This is a genomic window from Mesorhizobium sp. M7A.F.Ca.CA.001.08.2.1 (assembly GCF_003998455.1).
Classification (GTDB): domain Bacteria; phylum Pseudomonadota; class Alphaproteobacteria; order Rhizobiales; family Rhizobiaceae; genus Mesorhizobium; species Mesorhizobium ciceri.
In genome coordinates, this window is sequence record NZ_RZPW01000049.1 from 1 (window position 1) to 15,237 (window position 15,237).

Below are 15,237 nucleotides of genomic sequence, written 5' to 3' on the forward strand. Positions count from 1 at the left end.
GCGTCGGGAGCGGCACCGCCATGATCTGCTCATAGCGCTCGGCAGCGCGCTTGAGCATCGCGTCGAAACGGCCGGCCTTGTAGTATTGCGTCGCGCTGGCGAACTCGTAGTCGAAGCCGAACGTGTCGAGGAAGCGGCAGAGCATCGCATTGTTGTGGTCGGCGAAGCTCGCATAGTCGCCGCCGAAGGGGTTGGGGACCGACGATAGCGGCTTGTGCAGATGCGGCTCGAGTGCGGCGCGGTCCGGCACGCTGTCGGGTATCTTGCGCATGCCGTCCATATCGTCGGAAAAGCACAGCAGCTTGGTCGCGACCTTGTCCTGCGTCAGGACACGGAAGGCATGGCGCACCATCGAGGTGCGCGCCACCTCGCCGAATGTGCCGATATGCGGCAGGCCGGACGGCCCGTAGCCGGTCTCGAACAGGACCGTTTGCGGAAAGTCGGCGCCTTTGTAGCGCTCGATGATCTTTTTGGCTTCCTCGAACGGCCACGCCTTGCTTTCGGTCGCGGCCGCCAGCAGCTCGGGGTTGAGATCGATGATGTTTGATCCCGCCATGTCACAGTTTTCCAAATCATCTGCCGGCCCGAAGGCGGGCCGCAGCAAGGGTTTTTCAACCGGTCTCTAGGCGTGCAGCGCCGGAGCGTCAACGCGTGCGGCGCTTTTTCCTTGCGGTGCAGAACGGGCGTTCTTAACTTCGAGGCCCGGTTCAAGGAGAAAAAATTGCCGACACCTCATGAAGCCCTGATCTATCTGATGGTCATCACCTCGGCCTCCGACCGCGACATGACCGATGTTGAACTGGCGCGGATCGGCGAGGTCGTCCGCTCCTGGCCGGTGTTCGAGGACTTCAACCACGACAGGCTGGTCGGCGTCGCCCAGGACTGCCAGAAGCGCCTGCACGAAAAGGATGGGCTGGAGGGCGTGCTGGCTGAAGTCGCCGAGGTCTTGCCCGAGCGGCTGCGCGACACCGCCTATGCCGCCGCCTTCGAGGTTGCCGCCGTCGACCTCGAAATGCGCATGGAAGAGGTGCGGGTGCTGCAGCTGATCCGGCGTCAGCTCGATCTCGACACGCTGACGGTTGCTGCCATCGGCCGCGCGGCCAAGGCGCGGCTGCGTACCCTGACCTGAAAGTCCTTGGCTTTAGAAAAAACTGACGGGGAAATAGCGCAGATAAAATTCGGCGAACGTGCCTTTCATTGAAATTTCCTGCAGCGCGTAGTCGATCGCTGCGGCCAGCGCCGGATTGTCAGCCTTGGTGGCGATGGCCATGCCCGTGCCCAGATATTCGGGCGCCAGATAGGGCCCGCCGGCAAAGCGGCAGCAGCCCGCCGCGTCCGAGCCGCCCAGCCAGAAAGCCAGGCGCATGCCGTCCCCGAAGGCGGCGTCGACCTTGCCGGCCTTGAGATCGGCATACAGTTCTTCTGGCCTGTCGAAAGGGACGACCTGGACCGTGTTGAAATAGTCGCGCAGCATGCGCTCATGCGCCGAGCCTGATATCACGCCGACACGCTTGCCGTGCAATTTGTCAAAGACGGGCTCGGTCAGCGCCTTGCCCTTCGGCATGATGAAGCGCGCCGGAAACTGCAGATAGGAGCGTGAGAAGGCGTAGGTCGCGCGCGATTCCGGTGTGGCGGCGATGCCGGCGATGATCGCCTCGCCTTCGCCTTTCCGCAGTGCGCCTTCCAGCTCGGCCCAGGGCAGGGCCTGGATCTGGCATTTTTCCACAATGCCAAGCTCGGCGCAGATGGCGCGTGCCAGATCGATGTGGAAGCCGGACAGCTTTCCCGCACCGTCGAGGAAGTTGAAAGGCGGGAAGTCCGTGGTGGTGAGGAATCTCAGCCGGGGCAGCGTCGAAAGGTCTGGTTTGGGCAGCCGCTCCTTGGCATCCCACAGCACCGGAACCTGAGGCGCCGCGGCGCGCGCACCGTCGGCGAACGACAGCAACCCGATCAGCATCGCAAAGGCGAAGGACCTCCACCGGAACGCCAAGATAAAACTCCGCCACAGTCGTGCTCGCACCGGTTTTGGTACGAAAATGGTACAGGCACAATGGTTTTTGATTTCAACACGCCGATTTCAGGATATGATTTAGCCGGTTTGCAAATCAGCTTCGGTCGCCTCGGTGAGAGGGAGCCACAAAATAAGTATGCGATTTGCAATCCGTGGTCGGTGGCGAAGTGTAAATCAGGCACGCATCATTGGCCGCAATGCACAAGGCAACATGGGGTTGATGTTGCGATGGGTCAGTTCGATCGCACGCTGGAATACATAGACCAACTGCAGCACGCCGCAACGGCGGCGGCGGTCTGCGAAAGGCTGCTGGGCATAACATCGGATTTCGGTCTCACCGCACTGATGGCGGGAACCGTCCCGCAGCCTGGCACGCCGGCCGGCCAGCAAAAGCAGCATGTGCTTCTCTGCGATTGGCCTGGCGAGTGGCTGGAGCGCTATGTCGCGCGCAACTATGTCGATCATGACCCGGTCGTCAGCCATATGAAACAGTTGCAGGCGCCCTTCCAGTGGCACGAAGCGTCCCAAGGCATCCGCATAGACAAGAGCAGCGGCGAGGTGATGGGCGATGCCGGCGCCTTCAAACTGCGCGATGGGTTGGCCTTTCCGCTGATCACGCTCGACGGCCAGATCGTCATGGTGTCGCTGGGCGGCGAGGCCGTGGAATTGTCCGCCGCCGAATTCGGCCAGGTGTCGCTGGTCTCGACCTACGCGGTTGGCCGCGCCATGCAACTCCACACCATGGCGAACAAGACCATCGATCATATCGTGCTGACGCCGCGCGAGCGCGAATGCCTGCAATGGGCCGCCGTCGGCAAGTCCGAATGGGAGATTTCGCAAATCCTCGGCATTTCCGAACACACCTCGGAGAAACATCTTCTTAACGCCAAAAGCAAACTAGGTGCCGTCAACAGGGTGCAGGCCGTCGCGGAAGCGATACGGCGCGGCTACATTAGTTAGGTCGGCCGTGCCGACCTGAAATCCTTGCCTACGCGATCACGCAATTTTCTCATCAAAGCACGGCCGTATCTTCCTCTGAACGCAGGAGACGGCGGAATGCTTTTTTCCCTTACAACCCAGGAATTGATGGAACGTCCCGACCTTTGGGAGGCCGTCCATCGTTTGCGCTACAAGATATTCGTCGAGGAGATGGGGTGGGATGACCTCAGGCGCCCCGACGGGCTCGAACTCGACCAGTTCGATCACGACGAGGCGGTCCATCAGATCGTCATCAGGGGCGGTGAAGTGGCGGGTTATCAGAGGATGTTGCCGACGACGCGGCCACATCTGCTGACCGAGGTCTTGACCGATCTTTCCGAAGGAACGCCGCCGTCGGGTCCAAACATCTGGGAATTGACCCGCTATGCGGTGGCTCCCGGTTTTCGCGATGGCCGTCGCGGCGTTTCGACCGTCGGCACCGAACTGATTGCCGGTTTCGTCGAGTGGGGGCTGAAGCGCGGCGTCGACAAGGTGATCATCGAGTTCGAGCCGATGTGGGTGCTGCGCGCCTTGCAACTGCATTTCCTGGCGACCCCGCTTGGCTATCAGCGCACCTATGGCAACCAGCAGGTGGTCGCCACCTTGCTGACCTTCAACGAGCACACACTCGATGTGGTGCGGTCGCGCCGCAATCATTTTGCTCCCGTGCTGGCCAGGGGATATCCCGACATGCTCGGGCAAAGGCGTGCGTCATGAGATCGGAGACAGTCATGAGCACACACCCGCAACCTGAACTTCGCAACCACACGCTGGTGGTCACCGTGTCGTCGAGTGACGGCCGGCCGGTGCTGGACAGGAGGGCCTATGAAAGCCTGGCAAGGACCTTCCATGAAGCAGCCGACAATGAGGAGGTTCGCGTCGTCGTCTTGCGCGGCCTGGCAGGCTGTTTCTGTCTGGGCGGCGACTTCTCCGAATTCCTCGACGCCACCAAGCACCAGAAACTGATCGCCGCCGTCACCGACCTGTTCCGCACGCTGGCGACGTTTCCAAAGCCCATCCTTGCCTGCGTCGATGGCGATGCCGTCGGTGTCGGCTGCACCATCCTGTTCCATTGCGACATGGTGATCGCGTCCGATGAGAGCACGTTCAGGGTGCCGTTCGTCGATTTCGGCCTGGTGCCGGATGCGGCGACCAGCATCCTGGCGCCGCAGAAGCTCGGCTACGCCGGTGCCTTCCGCTTCTTCTGCCTCGGCGACACGCTTCGCGCCGAAGATGCCAGGGCGCTCGGCCTGGTCGCGGAGATCGTGCCGGGAGGCACCGTCGAGGAGGCGGCCCTTGGTCGGGCAAGACAGCTCGTCAAGAAGCCGGTCGCCGCCCTGCTGCAGACGCGCGGCCTGCTGAAGGGGAACACCGAGGCCCTCTGCGACCGCATCGATCAGGAGATCTCGCTTTTCCAGCTGGCGCTGCAGGATGATACGACGCTGCGGCGATTGCAGCGTATCGCCAGGCTGGCGGCTTAAGCATCATGATTGCGTCGCGCGGTTCCTTGCCGCGCGACGCAAAAAAGCGTCAATCCTGTTTTCCCAGGAATGACGGCCCTTCGCCGATGATCTTCTTGTCTTCCTTGCCGATGATTTCGAGATCGCGCCCCTCATAGGGCAGAAACGAAAGGATGCGCCGCATGACCGCCAGCCGCGCGCGCCGCTTGTCATTGGCCCGTACGATGATCCATGGCGCGAATTCCTTGTGGGTGCGCTCGAACATGGTGTCGCGCACCTTGGTGTAGTCGTCCCACTTGGTGATGCCCGCAACGTCGATGGGCGAAAACTTCCAGCTCTTCAGCGGGCTGTAGCGGCGGTCGTGGAAGCGCTCGAGCTGCGTTTCCCGGCCGATGTTCAGCCAGAATTTGAAGAAGTGAATCCCCTCGTTGGAGATCATCCGCTCGAAATGCGGCGTCTCGTCGAGAAACTGCTCGTGCTGCTGCGGCGTGCAGAAACCCATCACCGGCTCGACGCCGGCGCGATTGTACCAGGAGCGGTCGAAGGTGACGAATTCGCCTGAAGTCGGGAAGTGGTCGACATAGCGCTGGTAGTACCATTGCCCCAGTTCGGTCGGGGTCGGCTTGGTCAGCGCCACGTTGCGTGCGGTGCGCGGATTGAGGTACTGGCGCACCACGAAGATCGTGCCGCCCTTGCCGGCAGCGTCGCGGCCCTCGAACAGCGCCATCACCCGTTTGCCGGTCGACTGCAGCCAAGCCTGCGCCTTGACCAGCTCGATCTGCAGCTTCTCGAGCGTCTCGTCATACTCATCACTTTTCATCTTCTTGTCGTAGGGATAGCCGCCGGCAGTCAGCTTGTTGTCCTCGACCCAGTCGGGAAGCACGGGGTTTTCGATGTCGAACTCCCGTTCCTTGCCGCCGATCCTGATCTTCAGCGGCCCCGAAGTTGGCGCGGCGGGACTTTCCTTGGCTTTTTTCATCGAGACGAACCCTTTCCAGCTTCCGGACTCATGCTATGGGGAGCCTCCGGAACGGTCTAGTGGAAGTTTTCCGCCACCGTGGACCGGGTGCGAAGGCATGGGGTGCGGGCCCGCGGGCAGATGGCTGACCTGGACACAGAGCAGAGAGGCATCACGCAAACCATGGCCGCACGGCTGTGGAACAGCCGCTGGCTGCTTGCGGCCGGCGTCGTCGCGGTCGTCGCCGTTTATGCCTTGGCCGGGATTTCAGCCTATATCGTCCTCGCGGCGCTGCTGTTGCTGCTTGCAGCGGCAATACTGCCGGCCGCCGGCGCGCGCCAATCCACCGGCAGCGGAGCTGCCATCGAGGCCACCGGCCTACAGAGGCTCTCGGGTGAATATCTGGCCGCCGCCGTCGCCGATCCGCTGATCATCTTCGACCGGGCTGCCACCATCGTCCATGCCAACGCCGCCGCCTTCGCCGCTTTCGGCGGCATCGCGCCAGGCATGTCGCTGTCGCTGAAATTCCGGGCGCCGGAAATGCAGGCTCTGCTGGATGGCGTGCTATCGGGCGACGTCGCCTCCGATGTCGTCGACTACATGGAGAAGCTGCCGGTCGAACGGGCTTACCGGGTGAGCGTGTCCTCGGTCGGTCATGCCACCGATCTCTATGTGCTGGTGTTCAAGGACCAGAGCGAAACGCGCAGGATCGACCGCATGCGCGCCGACTTCATCGCCAATGCCAGCCACGAACTGCGCACCCCGCTTGCCTCCATCGCCGGCTTTATCGAAACGCTGCGCGGACCAGCCCGCAACGACGCGGCGGCGCGCGACCAGTTTCTGCAGATCATGCAGAGCCAGACCGGCCGCATGGCGCGTCTGATCGACGATTTGTTGTCGCTGTCGCGGCTCGAGATGAAACCCTATCTGAAGCCGGGAACCGAGGTGGACCTGCGCCAGACCGTCGACAGCGTCATCGACTCGCTCGGACCGCTGGCCAGCGAAAACGCCGTTGCCATCGAGCGGCGCTACGCCGACGGACCGCTTCATGTGCCTGGCGATCGCGATGAGCTTTTCCAGGTTTTCGAGAACCTCCTGGAAAACGCCTGCAAATACGGGCAGTCGGGTGGGCGCGTGGTTGTATCCATAGCGCATAGCGATGCCGGACCAGAGCCGGGCATCGACGTCACGATCAGGGACTTTGGCCCTGGCATTCCCGAGGAGCACATTCCGCGCATTACCGAGCGCTTCTACCGCGTCGATGTCGAGACCAGCCGGACCCAGAAAGGCACCGGCCTCGGCCTGTCGATCGTCAAGCATATCCTGACGCGCCACAACGCCCGGCTTTCGATCAAGTCCGAAGTCGGCAACGGCGCGGCATTCTCGGTTCATTTGCCGGCGCACTGATACCGCCCTAATTCAAGGGGACTGTTTCTTTTTTCTGTCATCCGGCTAGCGTATCAGCGGGGATTCGAGGAAACGACTCAAAATCAAAACACCCCGTGGGAAGGCATTTTGCCATGCAGTCCGTGCACATCGTCAGCGCTTATGACGAGGAGTTGAAATATCTGTCGAAGCGCATCGCCGCGATGGGTGGCCATGCCGAGCGCATGGTCGAACAGGCGGTCACCGCTCTCGTCAATGCCGACCCGGGCCTTGCCCAGAAGGTCATCCGCGACGATACCGTACTGGACGAGGGCCAGCGCGAAATCGACGACAAGGCGATCATCATCATTGCAAAGCGTCAGCCGATGGCGGCGGATTTGCGCGAGATCGTCGGGACCATCCGCATCTCCGCCGACCTCGAACGGGTTGGCGATCTCGCCAAGAATGTTGCCAAGCGGGTGGTCGCCGTCACCGACGGACGCCAGCCGACCAGCCTGTTCCGCGGCCTTGAGGCCCTCTCCAACCTGGCGTTGACCCAGCTCAAGGAAGTGCTCGACGTCTACGCGTCCCGTTCGGTGGAGAAGATCGGCTTCGTGCGCGATCGTGACGACCAGATCGACGCCATGTACACATCGCTGTTTCGCGAATTGCTGACCTACATGATGGAAGATCCGCGTAACATCACCCCCTGCACGCATCTGCTGTTTTGCGCCAAGAACATCGAGCGTATCGGTGATCACGCCACCAACATAGCCGAGACCATCTATTACATCGTCACCGGCGATCAGTTGCCGGCTGAGCGGCCCAAGGGCGACAAGACCGACAAAATCAGCCTTTCCGAGACGCAGCCGGTGAAGTGAACGCCGCCTCTCGAACCCTCACCCGATTTACGATAAGCTTTCCGGGCCTTGCCTCTATCCTCGTGCGTGGATTTGCTCCGGGAGGTCGTGATGGAAAATGTTCGGAACCTGACCCCGGCGCCTGCGCCGATATCCGGCATTATCGCTTGCGGCGTTTACACGGCGGGGCGCCGCATCGCCGACATTCCCATCGAGGAAGCCGGCGAATGGGCAAAAAAATCCGGTCATGTCGTCTGGATCGGCCTGTTGGAGCCCGACCGTAACCTGTTGCTGCGCGTCCAGGCGCAGTTTCACCTGCATGAGCTGGCGATCGAGGATGCCGAGCACCCGCACCAGCGACCGAAGATCGAGCAATATGGCGACGCCTTGTTCATCGTCGCCCGCACCGCGCAGCTGATCGAGGGCCGGGTCACCTTCGGCGAGACCCATTTGTTCGTCGGCTCAGGCTACATAGTCAGCGTCAGGCACGGTCCCTCGACGTCCTATGCCGCCGTTCGTCAGCACTGGGAAAGCTGCCCGCACTCGCTGGCCAAGGGCGAGGATTTCGTCCTCTATGCCATCCTCGATTTCATCGTCGACAATTACATGCCGGTGCTCGAGCAGATCGAGGACGAGGTCGAGGCGATCGAGGACAAGGTTCTGCTGAAGCCGATGACCGCTCCCGACATAGAGCGGCTCTATATGCTGCGCCGCGATCTCCTGCGCCTGCGCAATGCCGCGCTTCCGCTGGTCGAAGTCTGCCGAAGGCTGACCAGCGCCGAGCTGCCGCAGATCCACACCGCCATGCATCCGCTGTTCCGCGACGTCACCGATCACATCCGCACCGTTCAGGAGAAGATCGACAGCCTGCGCGAGGTGCTGGCATTCGCTTTCGAGGCGAGCTTGCTGGTCGGCCAGAGTCAGGAAACGGCCAACACCAAGAAGCTCGCTTCCTGGGCCGCAATCCTGGCGGTGCCGACGGCGCTCGCCGGCATTTACGGCATGAACTTCAGCGACATGCCGGAACTGAAGATGGAATACGGCTATCCGGTGGTTCTGGCCACGATCGCGCTGATCTGCGCGTTTCTGTATTGGCGGTTCAGGAAGAATGGCTGGTTGTGAAGTAGGGCAGTAGGGCAGTAGGGCAGTAGGGCAGTAGGGCAGTAGGGCAGTAGGGCAGTAGGGCAGTAGGGCAGTAGGGTGGCATTTCGTGAGCGCGACTTTCCGCGCACATACTGCCCTACTGCCCTATTCCCTTATCTACCTGCTCCGCCGCCGCTCCGATGCCGGCTGGAATGCCACGCGGGCGTGGTACTTGCAGTAGGGACCGGTTTCGGCGGCATCGTTGCCGCAGAAATGGAAGTCCTCTGAAAGCGGATCGCCGTTCGGCCATTTGCAGGTCCGCTCGGTCAGCTCGACCAGCTGCAGATGCCGCGAGATCGGCAGCACGACATTTTCGACCGGGCGGATGTAATGGCGTGCCACGGGTTCGGCGTCGAACTGCGTCTGCAAAGCCGTCGCGCCGACCGATGTGGTGACATGGCGTGCCGTGGTTGCGGCGCGTGATACCGATTTCTGGACGGTCGATCCTTGCGCTGCCTTCTTCTGGCGTGCCGGCGTGGCGGTCGAGCGACCGCGGCCCGACAGTTTCAGCCGATGCACCTTCCCGATGACCGCATTGCGGCTGACCCCTCCAAGCTGCGCAGCAATCTGGCTTGCGCTCAGACCCTCCGACCACAGTTTTCTCAAGAGTTCTACCCGCTCGTCAGTCCAGTTCATGAGACCGCGCTCCTCTAAGCGTGCGGCAATCGGAATCCTTCTCCCGACCCGGCAACATTTGCCAGGGCAGACACCACATATATCTGGTGATTAGGTCCGCCGCACGAAATCTAGTTATTTCTCGACTACAACTACTCTATGCGCTGACTCGGTGACAAGAGTCCCAAGTGCAACACGAATCGGTTTTTTCGGTTTTCCCCAACTTGCCCGGTCGCTTATGAGCCGGCGTCCCGTCGGGGGGCTTGCCGCGCGCCACTACGCGACGTTTTCGTTGACTTCATGGCCGAAAAACAGGATAAGCCGCACAGGCCGCCGCTTTGGCGGCTTTTTTGATTTTCCGGTACCGGAGACGCATATAATGAGCGGTTCGGCGCTTTACGAGACCTTTGCTCGCGCACCCCTGGTCTTCGACCACGGGGAAGGCACATGGCTGATTACCGACAAGGGCGAGCGATATCTCGATTTCGCCGGCGGCATCGCCGTCAATTCGCTGGGCCACAGCCATCCGCACCTAGTCGCCGCACTCACCGAGCAGGCAGCCAAGCTGTGGCATGTCTCCAACCTCTACGAGATCCCCGGGCAGAGCCGGCTTGGCGAACGGCTGGCCGACGCCACCTTCGCCGACAAGGTGTTCTTCACCAATTCCGGCGCCGAGGCGCTGGAATGCGCGATCAAGACGGCGCGGCGCTACCATTTCGTCAAAGGCCATCCCGAGCGCTTCCGCATCATCACCTTCGAAGGCGCCTTCCATGGCCGCACGCTGGCGACCATCGCGGCTGGCGGCCAGTACAAGTATCTCGAGGGCTTCGGCCCCAAGGTCGAAGGTTTCGACCAGGTCGGCTTCGACGACATTGACGCCGCCGAAAAGGCGATCACGCCGCAGACGGCCGCGATCCTGATCGAGCCGGTGCAGGGCGAGGGCGGTATCCGCCCGGTGCCGACGCAGTCGCTGAAGCGGCTCAGGCAATTGTGCGAGCAGCACGGCCTGCTGTTGATCTACGACGAGGTCCAGTGCGGCATCGGCCGCACCGGCAAGCTGTTCGCACATGAATGGTCGGGTGTAACGCCCGACATCATGGCGATTGCCAAGGGTATCGGCGGCGGCTTCCCGATGGGCGCCTGCCTTGCCACGGATGAAGCGGCGGTCGGCATGACCGCCGGCGTGCATGGCACCACGTTCGGCGGCAACCCGCTTGCCATGGCGGTCGGCAACGCCGTGCTCGATGTCGTGCTGGAAGACGGCTTCCTCGAAGATGTCCAGCGCAAGGCGCTGCTGATGAAGCAGGGTCTGGCGTCGGTCGCCGACGAGTTTCCCGAAATCATCGAGGACATCAGGGGTGCCGGGCTGATGCTCGGCCTCAAATGCGCCATGCCCAACACCAAGGTGAACATGGCCTTGCGCGACCAGCATCTGCTGGCGGTTCCGGCCGGCGACAACGTCATTCGCCTGTTGCCGCCGCTTACCGTCACCGACGCCGAGATCCATGACGCGCTCAACCGCATCCGCGCCGGCGCCAAGGGCCTGGCGGAGGCGATCGCTTCCGCCGCGGCGAAGTAATCCCGGAATCATTGCTGATGTCAGTTCGCCATTTCACCGATCTTTCCACCGTTTCCGAAGGCGACCTGCGCTTGATGCTGGACGACGCGGTGGTGCGAAAGGCGCGGCTCAAGGCCGGCGAGCGCACCAAACCGCTCGAAGGCAAGGTGCTGGCGATGATCTTCGACAAGCCGTCGACGCGCACGCGCGTCTCCTTCGACGTCGGCATGCGGCAGCTCGGCGGCGAGACCATCATGCTGACCGGCACCGAGATGCAGCTCGGCCGTTCCGAGACCATCGCTGACACCGCCAAGGTGCTGTCACGCTATGTCGATGCGATCATGATCCGCACCACCTCGCATGAGCGGCTGCTGGAATTGACCGAGAACGCCACCGTGCCGGTGATCAACGGACTGACCGACGATACCCATCCCTGCCAGCTGATGGCCGATATCATGACCTTCGAGGAACATCGCGGTCCGGTAGCCGGCAAGACCATCGCCTGGACCGGCGACGGCAACAATGTGCTGCATTCCCTGCTCGAGGCCTCGGCCCGGTTCCGCTTCAACCTCAACGTCGCCGTTCCCGAAGGCAGCGAGCCGGCGCAGAAGCATATCGACTGGTCGCAGGCGCATGGCGGCAAGCTGCACTTTACCCGCTCGCCCGAGGAAGCCGTCGATCAGGCCGACTGCATCGTCACCGATTGCTGGGTGTCGATGGGCCAGGAGCATCGCGCCCGCGGCCACAATGTGTTCTCGCCCTACCAGGTCAATGCCAAGCTGATGGCGAGAGCCAAGCCGGACGCGCTGTTCATGCACTGCCTGCCGGCGCATCGCGGCGAGGAAGTGACAGACGAGGTTATCGACGGACCGCATTCGGTGGTCTTCGACGAGGCCGAGAACCGGCTCCATGCCCAGAAGGCCGTGCTTGCCTGGTGTCTAGGCGCTTGAAGTGTCTGGGCGCTTGATCCCTGGGAGCTTGATCTGCGGGCGTGTGATGCCTATTTGCGCCGCATCACGCAAATCAAGCGCGTTTCGACGCATGCGCCCCGGAGGGCGGCATGGCCGCGCCCTGGAGCTTTGTCATGTTGGAAACCTATCAAGTGACTGAACATCACCCCAAACTCGGCGAATTCGGCTATGCCGGCGACGATCACGTCGTGCCGTTCGAGGTCGGCCCTCTCGACGTGCGCGGCCGCACGGTCCAACTCGGGCCGATGCTGGACGCCATCCTCAGCCGCCACGATTATCCCGAGCCGGTCGCCCGCCTGCTGGCGGAGGCCTGTGTGCTGACCGTGCTGCTCGGCACTTCGCTGAAGTTCGAGGGCAAGTTCATCCTGCAGACCCGCACCGACGGACCCGTCGACATGCTGGTTGCGGATTTTTCCACGCCCTCGGCGCTGCGCGCCTATGCGCGTTTCGATGCCGACCGGCTGGAAGCGCTGGTCGCGGCGGGCGAAATGTCCCAGCAGACGCTGCTCGGCAGTGGCGTGCTGGCGCTGACCATCGACCAGGGCGCCCATACGCAGCGCTATCAGGGTATCGTCCAGCTCGATGGCGAGACCCTGGAAGACGCGGCACGCACCTATTTCCGTCAGTCGGAGCAGATCCCGACGGATATCAGGCTGTCGGTGGCCAAGCTTTTGACGCCCGGTCCCGGCGGCGCCCGCGAGCAATGGCGCGCCGGCGGTATCCTGGCGCAGTTCCTGCCGCAGTCGCCCGAGCGCATGCGCGTCCCGGACCTGCCGGGCGGCGATGGCGATCCGCGTGAGGAGATCCACGATCCGGTCGACAATTCCTGGCAGGAGTTGCTGGCTCTGCTCGGCACCATCGAGCCGACCGAACTGATCGACCCGACGATCGGCGCCGAGCGGCTGCTCTACAGGCTGTTCCACGAGCATGGCGTGCGCGTCTTCGGCGGCGTTCCGGTCGCCGACCAGTGCTCGTGCTCCAGGGACAAGATCCGCGGCATCCTCGAGGGTTTTTCCGCCCAGGAGATCAAGGACAGCACCGAAGACGGCGGCATCCACGTCGCCTGCGAATTCTGTTCGAAGCAATATGATTTCGACCCGGCGGAATTCGCGGCCCAGTAGAGTAGAAACCACGCCTCACCGGTCGCTCCGCGGCCGGTGAGGCGAAATCAATTCACCGTCCGCCGCGTCCCCGGCAAGTCCAGCGAAAACGCCGGAATGGCGATGTCGAACGTCTCGCCCCGCTTGTTGCGCATCGTGTAATGCCCGACCATGATGCCGGACGGTGTCGAGAGCGGGCAACCGGATGTGTACTGGTAGCTGTCGCCGGGATTGAGTTCGGGCTGGTCGCCGACCACGCCGGGGCCGCGCACTTCCTCGACCCGGCCGGTGCCGTCGGTGATGTGCCAATAGCGCGACAGAAGCTGCACGAAATCGTCCGACTGATTGTCGATCGTTATCTGATAGCCCCAGACATAGCGGTTCTCAGAGGGATCCGAACGGTCCTCCAGATAGAACGGCCTGACCTGCACTTCGATGTTGCGCGTGACGGCGCTATACATAAGCGGCTCCAAAAAACGGTTCCAGCGGAACTTTCGGCGCTCCGTGCGGTTAGGTCAACCGATCGAAGCCTCCTCTGGCCGGCCTCGCGGGCAGGTGCCGACAAAGAATGTCATTTAAGTGACATATGACAATGATGGTGTGCGCGGACTGGTGACGCGCGACTCGGGCGCTCTGCTGAACTGTTGAAACCGGCCATCTTGCGGACCGGTTTTCCTGGAGTGACCGGATCTCGATGCAACTCACTCTCATAGCCGCCACGCTTTCAACCGTCCTCATCCTCTCGAATCTCGCCAGCATCGTGCTCGCCGCGTCGCGTCTGAGACGGCGTCGCACCATTGCGCCGCCGGCCGGCAAGCCGCGGCCGGTGTCGATCGTCGTGCCGTCGCGCGGCGTCGAGCCGTTCACGCAGGAGACGCTGGAGCGCGCCTTCTCGCTCGACTGGCCGCGCTATGAGCTGATTTTCTGCGTCGCCCATGCCGACGATCCGGTGGTCAAATTGATAAACAGGACGATCGTCCGGTTTCCGAAAGTGCCGGCCCGGCTGCTTGTCGGCGACGACCGCATCAGCGCCAATCCGAAACTCAACAATTGCGTCAAGGGCTGGGAAGCGGCGCGGCACGACTGGGTCGTCCTGGCCGATTCCAACGTGCTGATGCCGAGGGACTACATCCAGCACCTGATGGCTGCCTGGCGGCCCGGCACCGGCCTTGTCTGCTCGACGCCGATCGGCTCGCGGCCGGCCGGCTTCTGGGCCGAGGTCGAATGCGCTTTCCTCAACACGCTGCAGGCGCGCTGGCAGTATGCCGGCGAGGCGCTCGGCCTCGGCTTTGCCCAGGGCAAGAGCATGCTCTGGAACAAGCCGATGCTCGACGCCAATGGCGGCATCCGCGCGCTGGCCGCCGAGATCGCCGAGGATGCCGCTGCGACCAAGCTGGTGAACAGTCTCGGCCTGCGCGTCAATCTCGTCGCCGCCCCCTTCGAGCAGCCGCTTGGCCGGCGCTCGTTTGACGACATCTGGTCGCGTCAGGCCCGTTGGGCGCGCCTGCGCCGCGTCACTTTCCCGCTGTTCTTCGCACCCGAAATCCTGACCGGTGCCGTGGTGCCGCTGGTGCTTGCGCTGATTGCAGCGGCAAGCGCCGGCTTCAGCCTCTGGGCAACCGCCCTTGCCGTGCTGGCGGCCTTCTATCTTCCGGAGTGCGCCCTGGCCTGGTCCAAGGGCTGGTACCTGTCGCCACGCATGGTCGCCGCGATCATGGCGCGCGACCTGATCCTGCCGGCGATGTGGGGGCGCGGCTGGCTCGGCGGCGCCGTCGACTGGCGCGGCAATGCGATGACCATCGGCACCAAGACGGCCGAGCTGGAAGAGACGCCGTCCGGCGCCTGAAGGCCTCCTACCTGGCCTTCAGCGCCTGCGCGATGTCCTCGAGCAGATCGTCGGTATCCTCCAGGCCAACCGACAGCCTGAGCGTGCCCGGCCCGATGCCGAGCTCGGCGCGCGCCTCGTCGCTGAGGTTCTTGTGCGTCGTCGTCGCCGGGTGGGTGATCAGGCTCTTGGCGTCACCGAGATTGTTGGAGATCAGGACGATGTCGAGCGCGTTCTGCAAGGCGAAGGCCGCCTGCTTGCCGCCCTTGACGTCCAGGCAGATCAGCGTCGAGCCGCCCGACATCTGCTTCTTGACGATGTCGGCCTGCGGATGGTCGGCGCGGCCGGGATAGATGACGCGCGCGATTTCCGGCCGTTCGGCCAGAAAATCGG

At 62.9% G+C, this 15,237-nt stretch carries 16 protein-coding genes and 1 pseudogene; 11 read left to right on the forward strand and 6 right to left on the reverse strand.

The window, feature by feature from the left end; genetic code table 11:
• A pseudogene (gene lysK / locus EN914_RS05205) lies at window positions 1-556 on the reverse strand (lysine--tRNA ligase); the annotation flags it as partial.
• A 165-nt stretch (window positions 557-721) separates the two neighbouring features.
• Between lysK and EN914_RS05210 the strand changes: the two are divergent.
• Entirely contained in the window at window positions 722-1,129 is a 408-nt protein-coding gene (locus EN914_RS05210; RefSeq protein ID WP_013533653.1) for a tellurite resistance TerB family protein, read from the forward strand.
• A 12-nt stretch (window positions 1,130-1,141) separates the two neighbouring features.
• Here the strand turns inward: EN914_RS05210 and EN914_RS05215 are convergent, their stop codons facing one another.
• Window positions 1,142-1,990, reverse strand: coding sequence for a transporter substrate-binding domain-containing protein (locus EN914_RS05215; protein WP_024503166.1), 849 nt, complete (start codon window positions 1,988-1,990; stop codon window positions 1,142-1,144).
• Between the two features lie 249 nt (window positions 1,991-2,239).
• Here EN914_RS05215 and EN914_RS05220 point away from each other — a divergent pair, with 249 nt between their 5' ends.
• The 3 genes from EN914_RS05220 to EN914_RS05230 all read left to right on the forward strand — a co-directional run bounded on the left by EN914_RS05220 (window position 2,240) and on the right by EN914_RS05230 (window position 4,470).
• Window positions 2,240-2,971 carry a LuxR family transcriptional regulator gene (locus tag EN914_RS05220; RefSeq protein ID WP_024503165.1) on the forward strand — a complete coding sequence of 244 codons (732 nt, stop codon included), beginning with the start codon at window positions 2,240-2,242 and terminating at the stop codon, window positions 2,969-2,971.
• A 96-nt stretch (window positions 2,972-3,067) separates the two neighbouring features.
• Window positions 3,068-3,706, forward strand: a complete 639-nt coding sequence (locus EN914_RS05225; protein ID WP_013533650.1) for an acyl-homoserine-lactone synthase — start codon at window positions 3,068-3,070, stop codon at window positions 3,704-3,706.
• 14 nt (window positions 3,707-3,720) lie between these two features.
• Window positions 3,721-4,470, forward strand: a complete 750-nt coding sequence (locus EN914_RS05230) for an enoyl-CoA hydratase-related protein (protein ID WP_127389019.1) — start codon at window positions 3,721-3,723, stop codon at window positions 4,468-4,470.
• A 49-nt stretch (window positions 4,471-4,519) separates the two neighbouring features.
• Here EN914_RS05230 and ppk2 read toward each other — a convergent pair whose 3' ends face one another.
• Complete coding sequence (gene ppk2, locus EN914_RS05235; RefSeq protein ID WP_024503164.1) at window positions 4,520-5,428, reverse strand: polyphosphate kinase 2; 909 nt, start codon at window positions 5,426-5,428, stop codon at window positions 4,520-4,522.
• Window positions 5,429-5,548: 120 nt separating this feature from the next.
• On the opposite strand from ppk2, the gene EN914_RS05240 reads away from it, so the two are divergent.
• The 3 genes from EN914_RS05240 to EN914_RS05250 all read left to right on the forward strand — a co-directional run bounded on the left by EN914_RS05240 (window position 5,549) and on the right by EN914_RS05250 (window position 8,754).
• Window positions 5,549-6,814, forward strand: a complete 1,266-nt coding sequence (locus EN914_RS05240) for a cell wall metabolism sensor histidine kinase WalK (RefSeq protein WP_024503163.1) — start codon at window positions 5,549-5,551, stop codon at window positions 6,812-6,814.
• Between the two features lie 113 nt (window positions 6,815-6,927).
• On the forward strand, window positions 6,928-7,653 hold the full coding sequence (gene phoU, locus EN914_RS05245) for a phosphate signaling complex protein PhoU (RefSeq protein WP_013533646.1): 726 nt from the start codon (window positions 6,928-6,930) through the stop codon (window positions 7,651-7,653).
• A 90-nt stretch (window positions 7,654-7,743) separates the two neighbouring features.
• Window positions 7,744-8,754, forward strand: coding sequence for a magnesium and cobalt transport protein CorA (locus EN914_RS05250; protein ID WP_013533645.1), 1,011 nt, complete (start codon window positions 7,744-7,746; stop codon window positions 8,752-8,754).
• A gap of 138 nt (window positions 8,755-8,892) precedes the next feature.
• On the opposite strand, the gene EN914_RS05255 is transcribed toward EN914_RS05250, so the two are convergent.
• Entirely contained in the window at window positions 8,893-9,411 is a 519-nt protein-coding gene (locus EN914_RS05255) for a GcrA family cell cycle regulator (protein ID WP_013533644.1), read from the reverse strand.
• A gap of 358 nt (window positions 9,412-9,769) precedes the next feature.
• On the opposite strand from EN914_RS05255, the gene EN914_RS05260 reads away from it, so the two are divergent.
• The 3 genes from EN914_RS05260 (at window position 9,770) to EN914_RS05270 (ending at window position 13,040) form a co-directional block, all read left to right on the forward strand.
• Entirely contained in the window at window positions 9,770-10,969 is a 1,200-nt protein-coding gene (locus EN914_RS05260; protein WP_024503162.1) for an aspartate aminotransferase family protein, read from the forward strand.
• 17 nt (window positions 10,970-10,986) lie between these two features.
• Window positions 10,987-11,898 carry an ornithine carbamoyltransferase gene (argF, locus tag EN914_RS05265; RefSeq protein ID WP_013533642.1) on the forward strand — a complete coding sequence of 304 codons (912 nt, stop codon included), beginning with the start codon at window positions 10,987-10,989 and terminating at the stop codon, window positions 11,896-11,898.
• 110 nt (window positions 11,899-12,008) lie between these two features.
• The gene (locus tag EN914_RS05270) at window positions 12,009-13,040 is read left to right on the forward strand and encodes an Hsp33 family molecular chaperone (protein ID WP_024503161.1); all 1,032 of its coding nucleotides are present in this window, start codon (window positions 12,009-12,011) and stop codon (window positions 13,038-13,040) included.
• Window positions 13,041-13,087: 47 nt separating this feature from the next.
• Here the strand turns inward: EN914_RS05270 and apaG are convergent, their stop codons facing one another.
• A complete protein-coding gene (apaG, locus tag EN914_RS05275; protein WP_013533640.1) occupies window positions 13,088-13,480 on the reverse strand; it encodes a Co2+/Mg2+ efflux protein ApaG in 393 nt (130 codons plus the stop codon).
• Window positions 13,481-13,713: 233 nt separating this feature from the next.
• Here apaG and EN914_RS05280 point away from each other — a divergent pair, with 233 nt between their 5' ends.
• Complete coding sequence (locus EN914_RS05280; RefSeq protein WP_024503160.1) at window positions 13,714-14,865, forward strand: ceramide glucosyltransferase; 1,152 nt, start codon at window positions 13,714-13,716, stop codon at window positions 14,863-14,865.
• 7 nt (window positions 14,866-14,872) lie between these two features.
• Here EN914_RS05280 and EN914_RS05285 read toward each other — a convergent pair.
• Window positions 14,873-15,237, reverse strand: a 365-nt coding sequence (locus tag EN914_RS05285; RefSeq protein ID WP_206527181.1) for a PLP-dependent transferase, incomplete at its 5' end; no start/stop codon positions are given.